The sequence below is a fragment of the Aeromicrobium sp. EU05-FHT14F07 genome (genome assembly GCF_058790455.1).
Window position 1 is genome coordinate 50843 of the sequence record NZ_JBYTCR010000010.1, and the last position, 20352, is coordinate 71194.

At 71.0% G+C, this 20352-nt stretch carries 17 protein-coding genes; 4 read left to right on the forward strand and 13 right to left on the reverse strand.

Annotated elements, in window-relative coordinates; translation table 11 throughout:
- Positions 1–15 precede the first annotated feature (15 nt).
- The gene (locus tag AC3WRM_RS10555; protein ID WP_492249168.1) at positions 16–1083 is read right to left on the reverse strand and encodes a hypothetical protein; all 1068 of its coding nucleotides are present in this window, start codon (positions 1081–1083) and stop codon (positions 16–18) included.
- Between the two features lie 90 nt (positions 1084–1173).
- On the opposite strand from AC3WRM_RS10555, the gene AC3WRM_RS10560 reads away from it, so the two are divergent.
- From AC3WRM_RS10560 to AC3WRM_RS10570, 3 genes are all read left to right on the forward strand, one after another.
- Positions 1174–2439 (forward strand): alpha/beta hydrolase, encoded by a 1266-nt coding sequence (locus AC3WRM_RS10560; RefSeq protein WP_492249167.1) that lies wholly within the window; start codon positions 1174–1176, stop codon positions 2437–2439.
- A gap of 662 nt (positions 2440–3101) precedes the next feature.
- Positions 3102–3731, forward strand: a complete 630-nt coding sequence (locus AC3WRM_RS10565) for a hypothetical protein (protein WP_492249166.1) — start codon at positions 3102–3104, stop codon at positions 3729–3731.
- A 1222-nt stretch (positions 3732–4953) separates the two neighbouring features.
- Complete coding sequence (locus AC3WRM_RS10570; RefSeq protein ID WP_492249165.1) at positions 4954–5121, forward strand: hypothetical protein; 168 nt, start codon at positions 4954–4956, stop codon at positions 5119–5121.
- A 605-nt stretch (positions 5122–5726) separates the two neighbouring features.
- Here the strand turns inward: AC3WRM_RS10570 and AC3WRM_RS10575 are convergent.
- The 12 genes from AC3WRM_RS10575 to AC3WRM_RS10630 all read right to left on the reverse strand — a co-directional run bounded on the left by AC3WRM_RS10575 (position 5727) and on the right by AC3WRM_RS10630 (position 18876).
- The gene (locus AC3WRM_RS10575) at positions 5727–6026 is read right to left on the reverse strand and encodes a DUF2277 domain-containing protein (protein WP_492249164.1); all 300 of its coding nucleotides are present in this window, start codon (positions 6024–6026) and stop codon (positions 5727–5729) included.
- Between the two features lie 75 nt (positions 6027–6101).
- Positions 6102–6710: a CE1759 family FMN reductase gene (locus tag AC3WRM_RS10580; protein ID WP_492249163.1), complete on the reverse strand. Its 609-nt coding sequence runs from the start codon at positions 6708–6710 to the stop codon at positions 6102–6104.
- Positions 6707–7816 (reverse strand): LLM class flavin-dependent oxidoreductase, encoded by a 1110-nt coding sequence (locus AC3WRM_RS10585; RefSeq protein WP_492249201.1) that lies wholly within the window; start codon positions 7814–7816, stop codon positions 6707–6709. The genes AC3WRM_RS10580 and AC3WRM_RS10585 overlap by 4 nt, the downstream gene beginning before the upstream one ends.
- Positions 7817–7907: 91 nt before the next feature.
- Entirely contained in the window at positions 7908–8339 is a 432-nt protein-coding gene (tadA, locus tag AC3WRM_RS10590) for a tRNA adenosine(34) deaminase TadA (protein ID WP_492249200.1), read from the reverse strand.
- Between the two features lie 810 nt (positions 8340–9149).
- Positions 9150–10658, reverse strand: coding sequence for an L-arabinose isomerase (gene araA, locus AC3WRM_RS10595; protein ID WP_492249162.1), 1509 nt, complete (start codon positions 10656–10658; stop codon positions 9150–9152).
- Between the two features lie 20 nt (positions 10659–10678).
- Positions 10679–11353: an L-ribulose-5-phosphate 4-epimerase gene (locus AC3WRM_RS10600; RefSeq protein ID WP_067860448.1), complete on the reverse strand. Its 675-nt coding sequence runs from the start codon at positions 11351–11353 to the stop codon at positions 10679–10681.
- Positions 11350–13068, reverse strand: coding sequence for a ribulokinase (araB, locus tag AC3WRM_RS10605; RefSeq protein WP_492249161.1), 1719 nt, complete (start codon positions 13066–13068; stop codon positions 11350–11352). The genes AC3WRM_RS10600 and araB overlap by 4 nt, the downstream gene beginning before the upstream one ends.
- The gene (locus AC3WRM_RS10610) at positions 13065–14111 is read right to left on the reverse strand and encodes a LacI family DNA-binding transcriptional regulator (RefSeq protein ID WP_492249160.1); all 1047 of its coding nucleotides are present in this window, start codon (positions 14109–14111) and stop codon (positions 13065–13067) included. The genes araB and AC3WRM_RS10610 overlap by 4 nt, the downstream gene beginning before the upstream one ends.
- On the reverse strand, positions 14108–15112 hold the full coding sequence (yjfF, locus tag AC3WRM_RS10615; RefSeq protein ID WP_492249159.1) for a galactofuranose ABC transporter, permease protein YjfF: 1005 nt from the start codon (positions 15110–15112) through the stop codon (positions 14108–14110). Before yjfF ends, AC3WRM_RS10610 begins: the two co-directional genes overlap by 4 nt.
- Complete coding sequence (locus AC3WRM_RS10620; protein WP_492249158.1) at positions 15109–16146, reverse strand: ABC transporter permease; 1038 nt, start codon at positions 16144–16146, stop codon at positions 15109–15111. Before AC3WRM_RS10620 ends, yjfF begins: the two co-directional genes overlap by 4 nt.
- Entirely contained in the window at positions 16139–17767 is a 1629-nt protein-coding gene (locus AC3WRM_RS10625; RefSeq protein WP_492249157.1) for a sugar ABC transporter ATP-binding protein, read from the reverse strand. Before AC3WRM_RS10625 ends, AC3WRM_RS10620 begins: the two co-directional genes overlap by 8 nt.
- A 116-nt stretch (positions 17768–17883) precedes the next feature.
- Entirely contained in the window at positions 17884–18876 is a 993-nt protein-coding gene (locus tag AC3WRM_RS10630; RefSeq protein ID WP_492249156.1) for an ABC transporter substrate-binding protein, read from the reverse strand.
- Positions 18877–19080: 204 nt separating this feature from the next.
- On the opposite strand from AC3WRM_RS10630, the gene AC3WRM_RS10635 reads away from it, so the two are divergent.
- Positions 19081–20322, forward strand: a complete 1242-nt coding sequence (locus tag AC3WRM_RS10635) for an FAD-binding protein (protein WP_492249155.1) — start codon at positions 19081–19083, stop codon at positions 20320–20322.
- The last annotated feature ends 30 nt before the right edge of the window (positions 20323–20352 follow it).

Below are 20352 nucleotides of genomic sequence, written 5' to 3' on the forward strand. Positions count from 1 at the left end.
CGGCGCCGATCTTCCTCAAGAGTGCGGCGCGGAGCGCACCCACCGGTCGACGTCGATGCCGTACACCCAGCGGCGGCCGGGCCACTCGGTGAGCGTCCACAGCTGGCCACGCTGCGGCCACCAGGTGATGTCCTCCGGACCCGTCGGCAGCACACCACGGTGCCGGTGGAGCGCACCGGGACGACCGACCCAGAGGTCGCCCGCGACGTCCTCGCCGGCACTCGCGGTGATCACCCACGTGCCGTCGACGAGCACGGCCCCCTGCATCCGCGGGGCGACGCCGTCGTGCGCCTCGACCGGCTCGGCCGGCCCCGCCTCGACGCCCCGCAGCAGCTGGGTGTCGCGGTCCAGCGCGTAGCGCAGGAGTCGGTGGCTGGCGCCCTTGCGGCCGTACTCGCCCGCCACCAGGTGGTCGACGTCGCCCACACGGTCGAGCGAGAGGAAGGAGTAGGTCATCGGTCGCGCGTCACCGCTGGTCGACGCGTCGTAGGTCGTCAGCTGCGGCAGGACGTAGCGGTAGCCGCGGGTGCGCCAGCGGCTCCGCACGCGCACGACGTCGTCGACGCGGAAGACGCGGATGCCCCGCGAGCTCCCCGCCACGAACAGGTGGTCGCCGTACCAGACGATGCCGCCCGCGTGGACGCGCACGGGGCGCAGCCGGTGCAGCCCGAGCCACCGACGCGGCTCCACCAGCAGCACGTGCCGGTAGCGGGGTTCCGCGGGCTCCGTCAGGTCGACGACGGACACGCGCGACCCGAGCAGCAGCCAGCCGAGCGCCCCGTGGGCGTACCAGCTGGCGAGCACGACCGAGCGGCCCTCGTAGGTGCCCGACTGCGGGTCGGGTCCGTACGCGTCGGCCGACGTGGTCACGCCCTGCGGCCACCACCGGTCGGTGGTCGCGTCGCGCTCCTCCCACGTGAACCCCTCGGCCGCGGCCTCCCCCGGCACCTGCGTCGACGTCGCCCGACGGTCGAGGTCCGCGAGCACGCCACGCAGCCCGACCCGACGGAACCGGCCGAAGAAGCGTTCGCCCAGCCGACGTTCCGCGCGGGCGGGGACGAGCCGGTACGGAGAGGCGACCATCCCTCCACGGTAGGGCCCGGGGCCCGGCTCGCGACCCGGGCCGGTCGCGGGTACGGTCGCCGCCGGGGGACGGACGAGGAGAGGGACGACGTGGCAGCGGATCGGGCGGGAGGCGCAGCCCTGCGAGGGCTCGGTCGCACCCTGCTCGTGGCGCTCGTGCTCGTCACCGTGCTCGGCCAGGTGGTCGCCTGGACCCGCCCCGCCTGGTGGGAGCCCGTGCTCCAGCACCACGCGGCGCAGTACGTGGTCATCGCCGTCGGCGTGTGGCGCGACGCGCTCGGCGTGTGGAACGTGGTGCTCGCAGCCGCACTGCTCGTCATCGCCCTCGTCGGTGCCCGACGTCGCGGGCTCGACCCGTGGCGCCCACTCCCCGTCGTCACGGCGCTCGCCCTCGTCTCGTCGCTGGGCCTGTGGACGTACCAGGTGGTCGACGCCCAGCGGGTCGGCGCCGACGTCGGCGTCTTCGCGCCCACCCTGCCGTTCCAGCGGGGCGTGGTGCAGCCCGACCGGACCGTGACCGTCGGCCGGGTCGACGGCGACGCACTGTCGGCCGACCTCTACCTGCCGCGGGGCGCCTCGGCCGACCGTCGCGTGCCCGTGGTCGTGAACGTGCACGGCGGCGGCTTCACGAGCGGCGCTCCGCGCCCCACCCCCTACTTCCCGACGCTGCTCGACCGTGGCTACGCCGTCCTCGACGTCAGCTACCGGCTGGCGACCCGCGACCGGCAGACGTGGGACCTCGCCGTGGCCGACGTCGGCTGCGCCCTGACGTGGGTCACCCGTCGGGGCCCGGCCGTCGGGCTGGATCCCGACCGCGTGGGGACCATGGGCGACTCGGCCGGCGGCCAGCTCGCGATCAACGCGGCGAACCTGGGACGCAGCCTCGACCCGTCGTGCGGGTCGCGCGACGACCTGCCGCGCGTGTCCGCGGTGGTCGGGCTGTACCCGGCGGTCGACGGGTCGGCCGCCTACGACGAGTCGGCGCTGGGACGCGGGTACGGCGACCTGTACGTCGGAGGGTCGCCGCGCGAGCTCCCCGAACGGTACGCGTTCACCGACTCGGCCGAGCACGTCGAGGAGCCGCTGCGGCAGTGCCGGACCGTGGCCGGCGCGTGCGACGGTGCCCCGGTCCTGGTCGTCCAGGGCGGCGCGGACCACCTGATCCTCCCCGACCCGGTTCGTCGGTTCGCCGAGGCCTCGCGCCAGGCCGGCATCACGACGCGCTACGTCGAGCTGCCCGGGCAGGAGCACACGCTCGGCCGAGGCCTGGGGACGCTGTCGTTCGGGACGCTCGTGGCCCGCGACCTCGCGCTGCAGTGGTTCGAGGAGCACCTACCTTCCTCGACCTCCGGCTAGCTGATGCACCGCTTCGCGAGCCACGACGCCGAGGGCGAACGAGGGAGGGAGGGAGGGAGGGAGGGAGGGAGGGAGCGAACCCCACCCCGTTCCGTGTGATGGGGCGTGATGCCAGATGGAGAGGCATAGACGGCCAGGGCAGCGGCGGACGGGACTTACTCAGAACACGCACGCGGCTACCGAAGTTTGCGGTGAGCCGTCGCTGCGGAGAGCTGCCACGGCCAAGACTAAGACCGCTCGACCACATACGACGAAGGTCTGGATATGAGTTCACGGTCCGCCCGCTCGGCAGGAATCATCTCACTGCTGCTTCTGACTGCTCTGCTCATGCCGCAGCTGGCTCACGCTGGTACCGCATGGGTCTCCTTCTACAAGGGCCCGAACGCAGGCGACCCAGAGAACGTCTGGAAGTCCAAGAACATGACGAGCAACGGCAAGTTCACCCGAGCGCAGGCGACCGTGAAGAACACCGGATGCTTGGGCGACGTGTGCGTCTATGGCTACCTCTCGATTCCAGGCAACGGACAGACCCAAGGCATTGCACCGACCTACGCGTCGTTCAAGTACGTGACCGGGACGTTCAAGTGCATGTGGTCCGTACCGGGACAGAGCTCAAAGAATCGGACCCCACTTCGCTGCTACGTCGGCGTCCCCTCCTCGTGATGCTGCCAACTAAGAAAGAAGTGATCATGAAGTCTCGACTCGCTACTACGGTCGGCCTCTGCGCACTCGCCGCAGCCGGCGCGGTCGCCTACGGAGCCGTTCAGGGCGCTACAGCTTCCAACAGCGCCGAACCATCCGAAGCGCTCGTCGCAGCTGTCCCAGCGCTAGGCGAGGCCCAGGTGAAAACAGACGAGCTGCCGGACTTCCTAGCCCACGGGGAGCAGAGCATGCCCGATCTCGAACTCCACACGAGCCGTTTCCTCGGCGCCGTGAACGACGTCAAGACCTGGGTGGCGGTTAACGGCGCCGGCGAGGGCTGTCTGATCACCCTGTTGCCAGGCGAGGGAGAGTTCGCCGGGATGAGTTGTGCATCCGCCACCGCGATCTGGCAGGGCAAGTTGACCCTTGAAGTCAAGGACGCCTCCGACGAGCTCCGAGCCACCCTGGTGCCCGCGCCTTACGATCTCCACGCCGCGCCGCTCAAGGTTGTTGGTGACAACCTCCTCGTCGATACGTCGCTGTCATCGACGCCCGCGTTCGAGCTCAGAGCACCGACTCGGGCCGTCGCCGGTCACGGCGATCCGGTCCTGGAGGTACCTAAGCACGAGTCGATGGCGTCGGCGAAGTGATGCTTCATCGATTGGTCATGGCTACTGTCGCGGCCGCTGCACTACTCGTCGCCGTTCCTTCATCGAGCAACGCTGCTGAGGACGTGGTCTACTTCAACGGCAAATCGGGACACGCTCAATGGAAGAGCAGTGGCAAGGTCACCAGTACTCGCAACACCTCGCTCGCGTCTGCCGGGTTCGCCTATGCGTATGCGAGAGTGGGAACGTTCGAGGTTCACGGTGATGGACCCGGCGTCGTGCAAACTTACTCGCGTCGCCAGTCTCGCGTGGAGTGCGGATGGGCGAACCGCCACCACCGAGATAAGGTCATCCCCCAACGATGCTGGTGGAGGAACGGATGAAGGTTTTCCGGCTCGTGGGACGCTTCGTGCTCTGGGTTCTCGACGTCATCGGGCGCCTCTTGCCCGGCGCCAACGGAACAACGACCACCCGCGAGGACGTCAAGTGGTACACGCAAGGGCGTCGCGACTACCGCCCCTGATCATCGAGAGGCGCGACCATGGCCACCATGAGGGGCGTGCGACGGAGGGGCTAGGAAGACGCTCGACGACTACATCGGCGTCCCCGTGCGGCTGTGGTCGACCAGCCGCCAGCGGACTATCCTCGGCCCGATCACCGAAACCGCGACCGCGGGCCCCTACGGACTACGTCAGGAGCTACTGGATGGTCGATGGGGCCGGGCTCGATCTGACCGGACAGGTTCCGGTCAAGCTGAGTGCTGGCGGCGCCGACATCGCTGTCGGCGAGGTCCAGGTCCTCTCCCAGTAGGTGCGGCCTGGTCACGGCTGATTCGCTCCGAGCGCGGGGAACGCTGTTCTCCGCGCTCGGAGCAGTCGCGCTGAGCTACATGCTCGTCTACGGGGCCGTAGCGGCTGGCTCGTTGTGGTCGACGCCAGAGCCTTCGTCGCCGGAGTGGACCTGGCGCGGGTCAAGACTGTCCCTCTCTCAACATCGTCGGGTTGTTGATCGCCGCGCTCGCTGCGGGCCGGGCCGGCGGGGGACCAGCGGTGAGGGAGTGGCTGCTAGGTCGACCTGCCCACCGGCGGTCTGGCGTGGACCTGCTGTCGTTCTCCATCCCGATGCTGGTCCACTTCCTGGGCTTGGCCCTAGTGGCGTTGTTGGTGGTTGAGCCTAGTCCTCGTGACGCAGCACTCGACGTCCCCCGCTTCGTCTCTGGCGTGGCGCGAGGCCCCCTCGAGGAACTGGTGGTTGCGGCTGCTCCGTGGCGTTCGGGCGCGCATGGGCGCTGATGCTGCTGCACGCGACCTGGAACGTGATCGCGGTGACCTGGCTCGTCGAGGGCGCCGGTGCCGCCGTGATCTCGTTCGTGCTACTGACCATCCTGACCGTTGGGTCGGCGGCGGCGTTTGTGGTGGCCGGCGCCGGCTGAACCGCCCCGACTGAAGCTCGCCGGCCCGGGCTGCGGCGGCGGGGGCTGATCTTGCCCAGTTTTTCAGATGCGTCTGTCACAAACCGCCTACTCCAGCGACCTTCTATCAGTGCCACAAGGGTCGCGACCCGGCCACGCCGGCCCGGACCCCTTGAGTTACTCGGAAGGACCCGCGATGACCACCGATCCCACCCCTCCCCAGCCCGCCCGATGGCGCAACTCGTTCGGCGGGCGCTCTGCACGCCGGAAAGTCAGTTCAACCAGACGCATGCGGCCCCACATCCCCGACCGAGCCCCGGACAAGTCTCGCCCATGCCGATCGCCACGCGCCGCCATCAAGTACTTGGCCGACCTCATCGACGACCTGCGGAAGATCCTCGTCGGCGGCAGAACCGTGGCGAAGGTCGCGGCCCGCCTCCACGACCACGGACTGCCCGACTGGCTCAGCCTATGACCAGGCACACATACACCGGCAAGCTCATCGCAGAGATCCAAGCGAGTCCCGTGCGCCCGTGGGTTGCAGGGTTGCTGACCTGCAGGTTTGGGCGGCTGGGGGACTGGCCTGGATTGCTCCGGGTCCGGTCGCCACCACAGCTAGCGGACTCCTAGGACGCGGCGCCGGTGCGCAGGCGCACCTCGCGCTCCATGCGTTTCTCGTGCCGCTCCCGGCCCTTCACCGCCTCGACGTCCCGGTCGCGCGGCGGGGCGCTGGTGACGAGGTCGTCGAGCATGCGGCGGGTGGCCGCGGCGATCTCGTCGACCGCTCGCTCGAACGCCGCGGCGTTGGCGCGCGAGGGTCGGGTGGAGCCGCTCGTCTTGCGCACGAACTGCAGCGCGGCCTCACGCACCTCGTCGTCGGTGGTGGGCGGCTCGAAGTTGTGGAGCCTGCGGATGTTCCGGCACATGCCTCGACGGTACGCCGGGCCGGCCGCGGCGACCAGGGTCCCGGCGGGGGTGCCGGGCCGTGGGCGGCAGAGAGGCTAGCCGCGGCGCTGCGGGTCGGAGATGCTCAGCATGGTGTCGCTGAACAGGTCGATGTCGTCGTCGCGCGAGCGGCCCGTGCCGGCGCCGCGCAGCAGGCTCATCAGCTCGCCGACGGCGCGGTCGACGCGCGACGTCAGCGCGCCCTCCCCCTCGGCGCTCCAGTCGTGGGGCGACGCGAACACGCCGGTGGGCACGGGCACGGCCTGCAGGTAGGCCATGAGCGGACGCATCGCGTACTCGACGGCCAGCGAGTGCCGGGCAGTGCCGCCGGTGGCGCCGAGCAGCACCGGCTTGCCGACGAGCGCGTCGGGCTCGAGCACGTCGACGAAGGACTTGAAGAGTCCGCTGTAGGACGCCTGGAAGACGGGGGTCACGAACCCGACCGCGTCGGCCGCGCCGAGCTGGTCGACCACGTGCTGCAACCGGGGCGACGCGAAGCCGCTGAGCGTGGCGTCGACGACGTCGTGCGCGAGGGGTCGCAGCTCGACGACCTCGATCGACGCGGTGGCCTCGGCGCGTCGCACGCCGGCGGCGAGCTGGTCGGCGAGCAGGCGCGTGGTCGAGGGGTTGCCGAGGCCGGCGGAGACGATGACGACCCGCGTCATGCGCGCACCTCCTCGTCGGTGCTCTCGGCCTGCGCAGCGTCGCGGGCGGCCACGCGCGAGGCGTGCGTGGGTGCGTCGGGGACGCCGGCAGGACGGCGCGCCTCGAACTCCTTGCGCAGCGTGGGCAGCACCTCGCCGATCATGTCGATCTGGTGCAGCACCTCCTTCTGCGGCAGGCCGGCGTGGTCGACGAGGAACAGCTGACGCTGGTAGTCGCCGAAGTAGTCGGCGAACGTCAGCGTCTTCTCGATGAACTCCTGCGGGCTGCCGACCGTGAGCGGCGTCTGCGCGGTGAAGTCCTCCAGGCTCGGCCCGTGGCCGTAGACCGGCGCGTTGTCGAAGTAGGGGCGGAACTCCCGCATCGCGTCCTGGCTGTTCTTGCGCATGAACACCTGGCCACCGAGGCCGACGATCGCCTGCTCCGGCTCGCCGTGCCCGTAGTGGGCGTAGCGCTGCCGGTAGAAGTTGATCAGCCGGATGTAGTGCTCCTTGGGCCAGAAGATGTTGTTCGCGAAGTAGCCGTCGCCGAAGTACGCGGCCAGCTCGGCGACCTCCGGCGTGCGGATCGACGCGTGCCAGACCATGGGCGGCACGCCGTCGAGGGGACGCGGCGTCGCGGTGAACCCGCGCAGCGGCGTGCGGAAGCGGCCCTCCCAGTCGACGACGTCCTCGTCCCACAGGCGCCGCAGGAGCTGGTAGTTCTCGACCGTCAGCTCGACGGCGCGGGTCGGGTCCTGGCCGAACCAGGAGTAGACGGGGGCGGAGTTGCCACGCCCGAGCATGAGGTCGACGCGGCCGTCGGAGAGGTGCTGCAGCACGGCGTAGTCCTCGGCCAGCTTGACCGGGTCGTTCGTGGTGATCTGCGCGATGGCCGTCGAGAACACGATGCGCTCGGTCTGCGCGGCCATGTAGGCCATGAGGGTCGTCGGCGACGTCGTCACGAAGGGCGGGTTGTGCTGCTGGCCGCTCGCGAAGACGTCGAGACCGACCTCCTCGGTCTTCTTCGCGATCTCGACGAGCGCCTTGATGCGCGCGTTCTCGGTGGGCGTCGTGCCGTCGGTGGGGTCCTGGGTGACGTCGCCGACGGTGAAGATGCCGAACTGCATGCTGCTCATGGAAGCCTCCTGGTCCTCATGCTCCCACCAACTAGTTCAACTTTCAACTTATTCCGCGGCGGCGCGGACGCTCGACGGGCGCTCAGCGTCGGTCGGCGAAGAAGGCGCGCAGGAGGTCCGACGACTCGGTGGCGAGCACGCCCGACGTCACCTCGGGGCGGTGGTTGAGGCGACGGTCGCGCACGACGTCCCACAACGAGCCGACCGCTCCGGCTTTGTCGTCCCACGCCCCCAGCACGAGCCGGCGAACCCGCGCCGACACGATCGCGCCCGCGCACATCGTGCACGGCTCGAGCGTGACGACCAGGGTGCAACCGTCCAGCCGCCACGTGCCGAGCTGCGTCGCCGCCGCGCGCAGCGCCACCAGCTCGGCGTGGCCGAGCGGGTCCTGGTGGCGCTCCCGCGTGTTGAACCCCTCCCCCACGACCGTCCCCGCAGGGTCGAGCACGACCGCACCGACCGGCACGTCGTCGGACGCGAGAGCCCGCTCGGCCAGGACGAGGGCGTGACGCATCGCCGCCACCTCGTCTCCCTGCCCCGCCCCGCTGCTCACGCCCTGATCGTCCCAGACGGGTGGGGGTCGCTGCTGGTGCGCGTGCGTCGGTCCGGCCTTGCTGGTGCGCTGCCGTCGGGGGTCTCGTCCTGCTGCTGCGCTACCTGCGCGGTCTCGACCTTGCTGGTGCGCTGCCGCAGGGGGTCTGGGGTTGCTGGTGCGCTGTCTGCGGGGGTCTCGTCGTGCTGGTGCGTTGCCTCGGCTGGCGCTGGGGGTGGTCTCCGAAAGGGCCTCGACCGGGCGGCTGGGCGGGGGCCGGCTTCGGGTCTCGGGCTGCGGCTCGCGCTGTGGGTGGACGCAAGATGCTGCGTTCGTGTGCGCAAGGGCGAAGGATGCTGCGTTTGCTACGGGATCCCGTCGTGAACGCAGAAGCGTTCGACCTAACTCGCGTGAAAGCAGAATCTTGGGTGACCTTTGCGTTGGGGAGACGAACGATTCTTCCTTCTCGTGGAACGGTCCACGAGAAGGAAGAATCCTTCACACGTCTGGCCCCCTCGTCGGTGGATCTGCCACCTGTAGAGCGCTCAGAAGGTTGCGGATCCACCGATGGGACGCACCAACGCAGAACCTTGGCCCGAGAACGCAGAAACGAAGAATCGTGCGTCACCCGCAGACCCAGACCAGACCCCGAGACCCGAAGCCGCCGCCGGGCCTGCTGCCGGTCGAGGCCCTTTCGGAGACCAGACCCGGCGGGAGCCGAGGCAGCGCAGCAGCAGGGCGAGACCACCGCAGGCAGCGCACCACCAACACCCCGACCCCGGCAGGAACGCCTCAGATCCCGTCGGCCAGCCGGTAGTACGCCGCGTTCCAGCGCAGCTCCTGCAGGAAGCGGTGGGGGGTGGTGTCGGCGTCGATGTGGACGAGCTCGGTGCGCAGGATCTCGGCGAGGTCCCGGAAGGCCTCGATGCCGACGGCGGTGGTGAGGACGGTGTGGTGCGGTCCGCCCGACATGAGCCAGGCCTCCGCGGCGGTCGGGAGCGAGGGGTGCGCCTGCCAGACCGCGCATGCGACGGGGAGGTTCGGGAGGGGCGCGTCGGGCTCGACCAGCGTCACGTCGTTCGCGGTGAGCCGGAACCGGTCGCCCAGGTCGGCCAGTCCCACCACGACCGCCTCGCCGGGGTCGGCGACGAAGCGCAGCCGCACCGGGTCCTCCCGGTGGCCCATGCTGAGCGGGTGGGCCTCGGCCGACGGTCGCTGCGAGCTGATCGTCGGGCACACCTCGAGCATGTGCGCGCCCAGCGACTTCTGGTTGCCGGGCTCCAGGTGGTACGTGTAGTCCTCCATGAACGACGTGCCGCCCGGGAGTCCCGCGGTCATCGTCTTGGTGGTGCGCACGAGCACCGACGTCTTCCAGTCGCCCTCGCCGCCGAAGCCGTAGCCGTCGGCCATGAGGCGCTGCACAGCGATGCCGGGGAGCTGACGGAGGCCGCCGAGGTCCTCGAAGTTCGTGGTGAACGCGCCGTAGTCCCCTTCCTCCAGGAAGCGCCGCAGCCCGACCTCGATCTGCGCGGCGTCGCGCAGCAGGAAGTGCCGCTCGGCGCCGGCGTGCAGGTCGTCCGCGACGTCGAACTGGTCCTCGTACTCGGCGACGACCTTGTCGACGGCACCGGGCTCCACGGCCTCCACCACGCGCACGAGGTCGTTGACGCCGAAGGTGTTGACCGAGACGCCGAAGCGGCGCTGCGCCTCGACCTTGTCGCCCTCGGTGACGGCGACGTCGCGCATGTTGTCGCCGAAGCGCGCGAGCCGCAGCGTGCGCAGGTCCTGCGCCGCCGTGGCCGCCCGCACCCAGGTCGCGATCCGCGCGCCGACGGACGGGTCGCTCACGTGGCCCGCGACCGTCTTGCGCGCCACGCCCAGGCGGGTCTGCACGAAGCCGAACTCGCGGTCGCCGTGCGCCGCCTGGTTGAGGTTCATGAAGTCCATGTCGATGGACTCCCACGGGATGTCGCGGTGCCACTGGGTGTGCAGGTGCAGGAACGGCTTCTGCAGCGCGTCGAGCCCCTGGATCCACATCTTCGCCGGGGAGAAGGTGTGCATCCACCCGACCAGCCCCACGCACGCGTCGTCGGCGTTCGCCTCGAGCACGACCCGCCGGATCGCGTCGGCCGTGGTGAGCACCGGCTTCCAGACGACGGGCACCGGGATCCGGTCGTCGCCGTCGACCATGGCCGCGACCTCGCGCGACTGCGTCGCCACCTGCGCGAGCGTCTCCTCCCCGTACAGGGCCTGGCTGCCGGTCAGGAACCAGACCTCGCGCGTCTGCTGCTGGGTGCTCATGCGGTGCTCTCCCTCGGGGCTCATTGGCCGTAGACGTTCTGGTAGCGGTCGAACAGGCTCGTCACCTGCTGCTCGGGGATCGGCACGGGCTCGCCGAGCTGGCGGGCCACGTGCACCGTGCGGGCGACGTCCTCGCACATCACCGCGGCCTTGACCGCGGCGCGGGCGTCCTTGCCGATGGTGAAGACGCCGTGGTTCTGCATGAGGACGGCCGGGGAGCGACTGCCGCGCAGCGTCTCGACGATGCCGCGGCCGATCGAGTCGTCGCCGATCAGCGCGAACGGCCCGACCGGGATCTCGCCGCCGAACTCGTCGGCCATCATCGTCAGCACGCAGGGGATGGGCTCGGCGCGCGACGCCCATGCGGTCGCGTACGTCGAGTGCGTGTGCACGACGCCGCCGACGTGCGGGAGGTGACGGTAGACGTAGGCCTGCGCGGCGGTGTCGGAGCTCGGCGCCAGGTCGCCCTCCTTGACCTCGCCGTCGAGGTCGCAGAGCACCATGTTCTCGGGCGTGAGGTCGTCGTAGGAGACCCCGCTCGGCTTGATCACCATGAGGTCGTGGCCGGGCACCCGAGCCGACACGTTGCCGGCGGTCCACACGACGAGCTCGTAGCGGGTCAGCTCCGCGTGCAGCGCGCTCACCTGCGCGCGCAGCGTCCGCAGCGTCTCGGTGACGTCGGCGGTCACGGTCATGAGGCGTCCTTCCTGGTCCGTCGACGCCGCACGGCGTCGCGTCGCCCGGCACGCAGCCGGTGCATCACGTCGTTGCCGCCCCGGCCGAAGTGGTCGTGCAGCGCGGTGTACTCGGCGAACAGGGCGTCGTACGCGAGCGCCGACTCCTCGTCCGGGACGAACACACCGCGCTGCACGGACCCCATGGCCTTCGCGGCGGCGCGTATGTCCGCGTACGCGCCGGCCGCGACGGCGGCATGGAGAGCAGAGCCCAGGGCTGGGCCCTGCTCGGACCCGACGACGGACAGCGGCAGGCGCGTCACGTCGGCGTAGACCTGCATGAGCAGGTGGTTCTTCGACAGCCCGCCGGCCACCACGAGCTCCTCGACGGGGACGCCGGAGGAGGTGAAGGCCTCGATGATGGTGCGGGTGCCGAAGGCCGTGGCCTCGATGAGGGCGCGGTACACGTCCTCCGGCCGGGTCGCGAGCGTCTGGCCGACGACGAGACCCGAGAGCTCGTGGTCGACCAGGACGGAACGGTTGCCGCTGTGCCAGTCGAGCGCGACGAGCCCGTGCTCGCCGACCTCCTGCTGCGCGGCGAGGGCGGTGAGGTGCTCGTGGACGCTGCGGCCGAGCGCGGCCGCCTCGGCGTGGACGTACGGCGGCACGCCGTGGTCGACGAACCAGCCGAAGATGTCGCCGACGCCGCTCTGGCCGGCCTCGTAGCCCCAGCTCCCGGCGACGATGCCGCCGTCGACGACCCCGCACATCCCGGGCACCTCGCGGAGCACGCCGGCGCTCATCACGTGGCACGTGGAGGTGCCCATGATGGCCACCATCTGGCCGTGGTCGACGGCCTGGGCCGCCGGGGCGCTCACGTGGGCGTCGACGTTGCCGACGGCCACGGCGATGCCCTCGGGAAGCCCCGTCCACGCGGCGGCGCGCGCCGACAGGGAGCCGGCGCGGTCGCCGAGCTGGCCGATCGGCTGCTCGACCTTGGTCTCGACGTAGTCGGCGAACGCGGGGTTGAGCGCCGCGAGGAAGTCGGCGGACGGGTAGGCGCCGTCCTGGAGGACGCCCTTGTAGCCCGCCGAGCACGCGTTGCGCACGTACGTGCCGCACAGCTCCCAGACGATCCAGTCGGCGGCCTCGACCCAGCGCTCGGTGCGCGCGTAGACGCCGGGGTCCTCCTCGAGCAGCTGCAGGCCCTTGGCCAGCTCCCACTCCGACGACAGCAGTCCGCCGTAGCGGCCGAGCCACGGCTCTCCCCGCTCCGCGGCGAGCGCGTTGATGCGATCGGCCTGCGACTGCGCGGCGTGGTGCTTCCAGAGCTTGACGTACGCGTGCGGTCGGTCGGCGTACCCGGCGACCTCGTTCAGCGGCGTCCCGTCGCGGAGCGTGGGCACCATCGTGCAGGCGGTGAAGTCGGTGGCGATGCCGACGACGCGGCTCGGGTCGACCCCCGCCGCCTGGACAGCAGCCGGGACGGCGACCTGGAGCACCTCGCGGTAGTCGTGCGGCACCTGCAGCGCCCAGTCGGGCTCGAGCGCGACGTCGACACCACCGGTCAGGCTCGCCGGCAGGGACCGCTCGAGCACCGCGTGCCGGTAGGGGTGCACGGCCGATCCCAGCTCGGCACCGTCGGAGACGCGCACCACCAGGGCACGGCCGGACAGGGTGCCGTAGTCGACGCCGACGACGTAGGCGTCCTCGTGGTCGTGCTGGTGCTCGGTCATCGTGCTCCCCCGGCGGGCCGGTCGCGCGCGTCGCGCGGGGTGGTGCTGGCGCGCACCACGAGGGTGGGCTCCACCAGCCGGTCGACGTCCTCGGTCCCGCCGACGATGGCCGCGTGGAGCACGGCGATCGCGCGACGGCCGACCTCGGGGAAGTCCTGGTGCACGGTGGTGAGCGGCGGGATCAGGTAGCCCGCCTCCGGCGAGTCGTCGAAGCCGACGACGCTCACGTCGTCCGGCACCGACAGACCCGACTCCTGCAGCGCACGCAGCACGCCGATCGCCATCTGGTCGTTGGCGACGAAGACGGCGTCGACGTCGCGCAGCACGGCGAGCTCGAGACCGAGCGCGTAGCCCCGCTCGGCGGTCCAGTCGCCCTCGAGCAGCGGCCCGGGCCGCAGCCCGGCCGCCGCGACGGTGTCGCTCCACCCCTGGGCGCGGGCCTCGGCCTCGGTCCAGCCGTGCGGACCGCTCACGTGCGCCACGCGCCGACGACCGAGGTCGATGAGGTGCTGGGTGGCGATCACGGCGCCCCGGTGCTGGTCGACGCCCACGGCGAACGTCGCCCGCGAGAGGTCGCCCTCGACCACGACGAGCGGCACGCCCGGGTCCGAGCGATGGACCAGGTCGAGGGCCTCGTGCTGCGCGGCGATCATGACGATGCCCTCGACGGACTGGCGGCGCAGGTGGTCTACTGCCGCGGCGAGGCCGTCGGCGGTGATCGTCTTCAGCCCCACCGAGCCGGCGAAGTAGCCCGCCTCCCGGGCTGCCTCCTCGACCGTGCGGTGGATGCTGTTCGGCCCATACAGGCCGGTCTCGGTGCTGATGATGCCGATGATCGACGAGCGGCGGGTGACGAGCGTGCGGGCCGCCGTGTTGGGCCGGTAGTCGAGCTCCTCGATCGCGGCGAGCACCCGCTGGCGGGTGGCCTCGCCGACGTGCGGGAGCCCGTTGACGACGCGGGAGACCGTCTGGTGCGACACCCCGGCGAGCGCGGCCACGTCGGCCATCACGGGGGTGCGGGACTGGTCGGGTCGGACGGTCATGCCTGCCTCCTGGTGAAGAAGCGCTGCATCACGACGAACACCAGCAGGAGGACCCCGATCGAGATCTTGGTCCACCACGAGCTCAGCGTGCCGTCGAAGGAGATGAACGTCTGGATGGTCCCCAGCACGAGCACCCCGAGCAGCGACCCCAGCACCATCCCACGTCCGCCGACGAGGAGCGTCCCGCCGATGACGACCGCGGCGATGGCGTCGAGCTCCATGCCGACGGCGTGCAGGCTGTACCCGGAGAGCATGTAGAGCGAGAACAGCAGACCGGCGAGCGCCGAGCAGAAGCCGCTCACGACGTAGACCCCGACCTTGACCCGTGCGACGCGCAGCCCCATGAGCAGCGCCGACGCCTCGCTGCCGCCGACGGCGTAGACCGTGCGCCCGAAGCGGGTCAGGTGCAGCACCCAGGCGGCGACGGCCACGACGCCGAGCGCGAGCAGCGCCGTCCAGGTCACGTACACCCCGCCGGGCAGGGTCACCGTGCGGCTCGCGAGGTCGGTGAAGAACGGGTCGCGGATGGGGATCGACTCGACGTCGATGAGGTAGCAGAGCCCGCGGGCGAGGAACATGCCGGCGAGCGTCGCGATGAACGGCTGGATGCCGAGGTAGTGGATCACCACCCCGTGGAACAGCCCGATGACGACACCCGTCGCCAGCACCGCGGCGATGGCGAGTCCCGGGTTCCAGCCGGCCTGCAGCGTCGACGCGGCCACCATCGTCGACAGCGCCACCACCGAGCCGACGCTCAGGTCGATGCCGCCGGTCAGGATGACGAACGTCATGCCGACGGCCAGCACGATGAGGAACGCGTTGTCGACGAACAGGTTGGCGACGACCTGCGGCGACGCGAAGCCCTCGTAGCGGGCCGATCCGAGGCCGAACATGCCCACGAAGACGGCGAGGGTCGCGACGACCGGCAGGTAGCGGTCGGGGGGTGAGAAGCCCTTGAGCCGGTCGAGCGCCGATCCGGCGGGGACGGTGGCGGTGGTCATGCGGGGGCACCTGCCTTCGCGCGGGAGGGGGTCGTGCGGCGGGCCGCGAGGGCGCTGCGCACCTGCGGGGACTGGAGCAGGCAGACCGCGATCACGGCGACGGCCTTGAACAGGTAGTTCGTCTCCGCCGGGATGCCGATGCTCGGGATGGTCGTGGCCAGGGTCTGGATGAACAGCGCCCCGACGAAGGTGCCGGCGAGCGAGAACCGTCCGCCGGCGAGCGACGTGCCGCCGATGACGACGGCCAGGATCGCGTCGAGCTCGATCCAGAGACCGGCGTTGTTGGCGTCGGCCGCGCTGGTGTTCGAGGCGATCATCAGGCCGGCGACCCCGGCGCAGAACGCGGCGAAGACGTAGACGGTCCAGATGATCGTGCGGCTGCGGACCCCGGCCAGGCGGCTGGCCTCGGGGTTGATGCCGACGGCCTCGATGAGCATCCCGAGCGCGGTGCGCCGGGTCAGCAGCGCCGTGGCGCCGAAGACGACCAGCGCCACCAGCACCGCCACCGGCACGGCCAGGAAGAAGCCGGCGCCGACGAGCTTGAACGTCGGATTCGTGACGGTGGTGATCTGCCCGTCGGTGACGAGCATCGCGAGACCACGTCCGGCGGTCATGAGCACCAGCGTCGCGATGATGGGCTGGATGCCCAGCACGGAGACGAGGAAGCCGTTCCAGAGGCCGAGCAGCACCGCGACCGCGAGCGCCGTCGTCATCGCGACGATCGCCGTGCCGGCGGCGGACTCCTGGTTGGAGCCGGCGATCTGCACGCAGGCCACGGCACCGGAGATGGCGGCGATCGCGCCCACCGAGAGGTCGATGCCGCGGGTGGCGATCACGAGGGTCATGCCCAGCGCGACGAGCAGGACGGGCGCCCCGTTGCGCAGGATGTCGATGACGCTGCCGTACAGCCGACCGTCCTGCAGCCGCACCGACAGGAAGCCGGGGTTGACGACCACGTTGAGGACCACGAGGGCGAGCAGGGCCACGACGGGCCACACCAGGGAGCTGCGCAGGAGCGCGCGGACGTCAGGCACGGGGAGCCTCCTCGGAGTCGGGCACGACCTCGAGCGCCACGGCGGACTCGCCGGCGCCTGCGATGGTGCGGAGCACGTCGGAGACCTCGAGGCCGTCGTTGACCTGCTCGGCGACCTTGCGGCGGTCGCGCATCACGACGACGCGGTCGGCCAGCCGCAGCACCTCCTCGAGCTCCGCGGAGATGAACACGACCGCCATGCCGTCGGCGGCCAGCTCGGCGACGAGCTGCTGGATCTGCGCCTTCGCGCCCACGTCGATGCCGCGAGTGGGCTCGTCGAGCACCAGGAGCCGCGGCTCGGTGATCAGCCAGCGGGCCAGCAGCACCTTCTGCTGGTTGCCGCCGCTGAGGTTGCGCATGAGGGCGTTCGGGTCGGCCGGACGGATGTCGAGCGCCTCGATGTAGCGGCGGACGAGCTCGTCCTTCGTGCGCTGCGGCACCGGTCGCAGCCAGCCGCGCGTCGCCTGCAGCGCGAGGATCATGTTGTCGGCGACGGTCAGGTCGCCGACCACGCCCTCGGCCCGGCGATCCTCGCTGGAGAACGCGACGCCGGCGTCGATGGCCTGGCGCGGGGAGCGCCACGGTCGCGTCCGGCCGCGGACCTGCACCTCGCCGCGGTCCGCGACGTCGGCGCCGACCAGGAGTCGCGCCAGCTCGGTGCGCCCCGAGCCGAGCAACCCGGCCACGCCGACGACCTCCCCCTCGTGCAGCGCGAGGTCCGTGGCCTCGAGCTCGCCGGAGCGGCCGAGTCCGACGACCTTCAGCACCGGCTCCGCAGCAGGGGCGGCGGGGTCGGCGGGCTGGCGGTCGAGCCGCTCGAGCACCTCCAGCTCGCGGCCGATCATCTCCTGCACGAGCTCGAGCTGAGTGATCTCCGCCGTCCGGTGCTCGGCGACGAACCGACCGTTGCGCAGCACCGTCATCCGGTCGGAGAGCTCGAAGACCTGGTCGAGGAAGTGCGACACGAAGAGCACCGCGACCCCCTGGTCGCGCAGGGAGCGCACGACGTCGAAGAGCACGCGGACCTCGTCGGCGTCCAGGCTCGACGTCGGCTCGTCGAGCACGAGCACTTTGGCGTCGACGTCGACCGCCCGTGCGATGGCGACGAGCTGCTGCACGGCGATCGGGTGGCTGCCCAGCGTCGAGGTCGGGTCGACGTCGAGGCCGAGCCGCGCCAGCACCTCCGCCGCGCGGCGGTTCATGGCCCGGGTGTGGATGCGGCCGAACCTGCGCGGCTCGCGTCCGAGGAGCATGTTCTCCGCGACCGTGAGGTTCGTGCAGAGGTTGACCTCCTGGTAGACCGTGCTGATCCCCGCGGCCTGGCTCTCGGCCGGACCGGAGAACCGGTGCTCCTGCCCGTCGACCCGGATCGATCCGGCGTCGATGGCGTAGACGCCGGTCAGCGCCTTGATCAGCGTGGACTTCCCGGCGCCGTTCTCGCCCATGAGCGCGTGCACCTCGCCCGGCATGAGCCGCAGGCCCACGCCGTCGAGCGCCTTGACGCCGGGGAAGCCGATCTCGATGCCGGACAGCTCGACGACGGGCCCCGCCGCGCTGTCGGCGGGCGGAGCGGGCCGGGCGGCGGGGGTCTCGGCCCTCGCGGCGGCGGTTCCTGCGCTCATGACGTGCTCCTCACGGTCGAGCGGACGGGACGGTCGGGATGTGGCGTTCGGGGTGCGGCGTTCGGGGTGTGGCGGGGCAGGGTCGTGGCAGCGACCCCGCCCCGTCGCGGGCGGGATCAGTACTGGCGGTCGGCCAGCACCTGCTTCGCCTGCTCCTGCGTGAAGGTCGTCTCCTCGGTGACGACCCGCTTCGGCACGTCCTCCCCGGCGACGACCTTCTTCGCCAGCTCCATGAGCTGGGGTCCGAGGAGCGGGTTGCACTCGACGATGAAGTTGATCTTGCCCTCGCTCAGGGCGGTCATCCCGTCCTTGACGGCGTCGACCGTGATGATCTTGATGTCCGTGCCCGGCTTCTTGCCCGCGGCCTCGATCGCCTCGATCGCGCCGAGACCCATGTCGTCGTTGTGCGCGTAGACGACGTCGATGTCGTCGTGGGACTGCAGGAACGCCTCCATGACCTTCTTGCCGCCGTCGCGCGTGAAGTCGCCCGTCTGCGAGGCGATGATCTTGATCGCGTCGTCGGAGGACGTGACGTCCTCGAAGCCCTTCTTGCGGTCGATGGCGGGGGCGGCGCCCGTGGTGCCCTGGAGCTCGACGACGTTCACGTCGCCGTTCTTGTCGACGTCAGCGTCCTGGGCGTTGTCGACCAGCCACTGGCCCGCCTTCTCGCCCTCCTCGACGAAGTCGGAGCCGAGGAACGTGACGTAGAGCGAGTCGTCGTCGGAGTCGACGGCGCGGTCGGTGAGGATGACCGGGATCTTGGCCCGCTTGGCCTCCTGGAGCACCGCGTCCCAGCCGGTCTCGACGACCGGGCTGAAGGCGATGACGTCGACCTTCTGCTGGATGTAGGAGCGGATCGCCTTGATCTGGTTCTCCTGCTTCTGCTGGGCGTCGGAGAACTTGAGGTCGACGCCGTCCTTCTTCGCCGTCTCTCGGATCGACGTCGTGTTGGCGGAGCGCCAGCCGCTCTCGGCACCGACCTGGGCGAAGCCCATGGTCAGGCCGTCGCCGCCGGATCCGCCGTTGCCGCCGTCCGAGCTGCTGCCGCACGCCGTCATGCCACCGAGCAGGGCCAGGCCTGCCGTCACCGTGATGACCTTCTTGAACACTGCTTTCCTCCATCTGGTTCGGCGCCGGGACGGCACCTGCGGGGGGCTCGTGTGGCGGGCGGACAACCGGACACACTCGCGACGCTGGCACGTGACCTGCATCACTGATGCCTGATTGTTAACGCTCACAATGGGACGCGTCAAGCACTTCGGGAAAGAAATTGTGAGCGCTCACAATGGACTCCTGCCATGGGAGGATGCGTCGTGACCTCCACACCGCGCCGCGCCAGCTGGTCCGGCACCGTGCCGTACCACTTCACCGCCGAGCACCGTCCCGACGACCTCGACGCGCTGCGCCGGCTGGTCACCACCACGCCCCGCCTGCGCCCGGTGGGCACCGGGCACACCTTCAACGACGTCGCCGACGGGGCCGTGGCCGTCGCGCTGACCGCCTTCGACACCGTCGAGGTGCTCGACGACGGCGCCGCCGTGCGGGTCGGTGCCGGACTGACCCACGCGCGGCTCGCCGAGGAGCTCGCACCACACGGTCTGGCCCTGGCCAACCTGGCGTCGCTGCCGCACCTCAACGTCGCCGGGGCGGTCGCGACCGCGACGCACGGGTCGGGGACGCGGACCGGCAACCTCGCCACGCAGGTACGCGCCGTCGAGCTGGTGCTCGCGTCCGGCGACGTCCTGACCGTCCGCCGCGGCGACCCGGACTTCGACGGCGTCGTCGTCAACCTCGGCGTCCTCGGCATCGTCACCGCTCTCGAGCTCGAGGCCGTGCCCGCCGTCGACCACCGCCAGGTGGTGCTCCCCGACGCCGACGTCGCGACCCTGCCCGACCGGCTCGCCGACCTGCACCGGCTGGGTCGCAGCGTGAGCGTGTTCACCCGGTGGGACGACGCGCCGAACCACGTGTGGGTGAAGTGGCGCGACGGCGACCCCGACCCCGCCCCCGGGTGGGAGACGCTCGGGCTGACTCCGGCCACGGAGGAGCTGCACCCCATCCCCGGCCTCGACCCGGTGCACTGCACGGCCCAGCAGGGCGTCCCCGGGCCGTGGGTGGAGCGGCTGCCGCACTTCCGGCCGGGCTTCCTGCCGAGCGCGGGCGACGAGGTGCAGTCGGAGTACCACCTGGCGGCCGAGCACGGACCCGCAGCCGTGCGCGCCCTGCAGGAGGTCGGGCACCTGCTCGACTCCGCCTTGCTGACGTCGGAGATCCGTGCCGTCGCGGCGGACGAGCTGTGGCTGAGCCCGCAGTCGGGGCAGGACACCTGCTCCTTCCACTTCACCTGGACCGCCGACCTCACGCTCGCCTCGGCCGCGGCCCTCGTGGTCGAGCACGCGCTCGAGCCGTTCGCGCCGCGCCCCCACTGGGGCAAGCACTTCGCGCTCGACGTGCGCGGGCTCTACCCCCGCCTGCCCGACTTCGAGTCACTGCGTCGACGCCTCGACCCCGACGGCGTGCTCGCGGGCCCCTGGTACGACCGCGTCCTCGCCTAACCCTCCCCTCCCCACGATTCGGAACCTCAT

Coding starts and splice junctions, on each gene's coding strand:
- AC3WRM_RS10555 (WP_492249168.1), bottom strand. CDS start 1,083: ATGGTCGCCTCTCCGTACCGGCTCGTCCCCGCCCGCGCGGAACGTCGG.
- AC3WRM_RS10565 (WP_492249166.1), top strand. CDS start 3,102: ATGCTGCCAACTAAGAAAGAAGTGATCATGAAGTCTCGACTCGCTACT.
- AC3WRM_RS10575 (WP_492249164.1), bottom strand. CDS start 6,026: ATGTGCCGGAACATCCGCAGGCTCCACAACTTCGAGCCGCCCACCACC.
- AC3WRM_RS10580 (WP_492249163.1), bottom strand. CDS start 6,710: ATGACGCGGGTCGTCATCGTCTCCGCCGGCCTCGGCAACCCCTCGACC.
- AC3WRM_RS10585 (WP_492249201.1), bottom strand. CDS start 7,816: ATGCAGTTCGGCATCTTCACCGTCGGCGACGTCACCCAGGACCCCACC.
- tadA (WP_492249200.1), bottom strand. CDS start 8,339: ATGCGTCACGCCCTCGTCCTGGCCGAGCGGGCTCTCGCGTCCGACGAC.
- araA (WP_492249162.1), bottom strand. CDS start 10,658: ATGAGCACCCAGCAGCAGACGCGCGAGGTCTGGTTCCTGACCGGCAGC.
- AC3WRM_RS10600 (WP_067860448.1), bottom strand. CDS start 11,353: ATGACCGTGACCGCCGACGTCACCGAGACGCTGCGGACGCTGCGCGCG.
- araB (WP_492249161.1), bottom strand. CDS start 13,068: ATGACCGAGCACCAGCACGACCACGAGGACGCCTACGTCGTCGGCGTC.
- AC3WRM_RS10610 (WP_492249160.1), bottom strand. CDS start 14,111: ATGACCGTCCGACCCGACCAGTCCCGCACCCCCGTGATGGCCGACGTG.
- yjfF (WP_492249159.1), bottom strand. CDS start 15,112: ATGACCACCGCCACCGTCCCCGCCGGATCGGCGCTCGACCGGCTCAAG.
- AC3WRM_RS10625 (WP_492249157.1), bottom strand. CDS start 17,767: ATGAGCGCAGGAACCGCCGCCGCGAGGGCCGAGACCCCCGCCGCCCGG.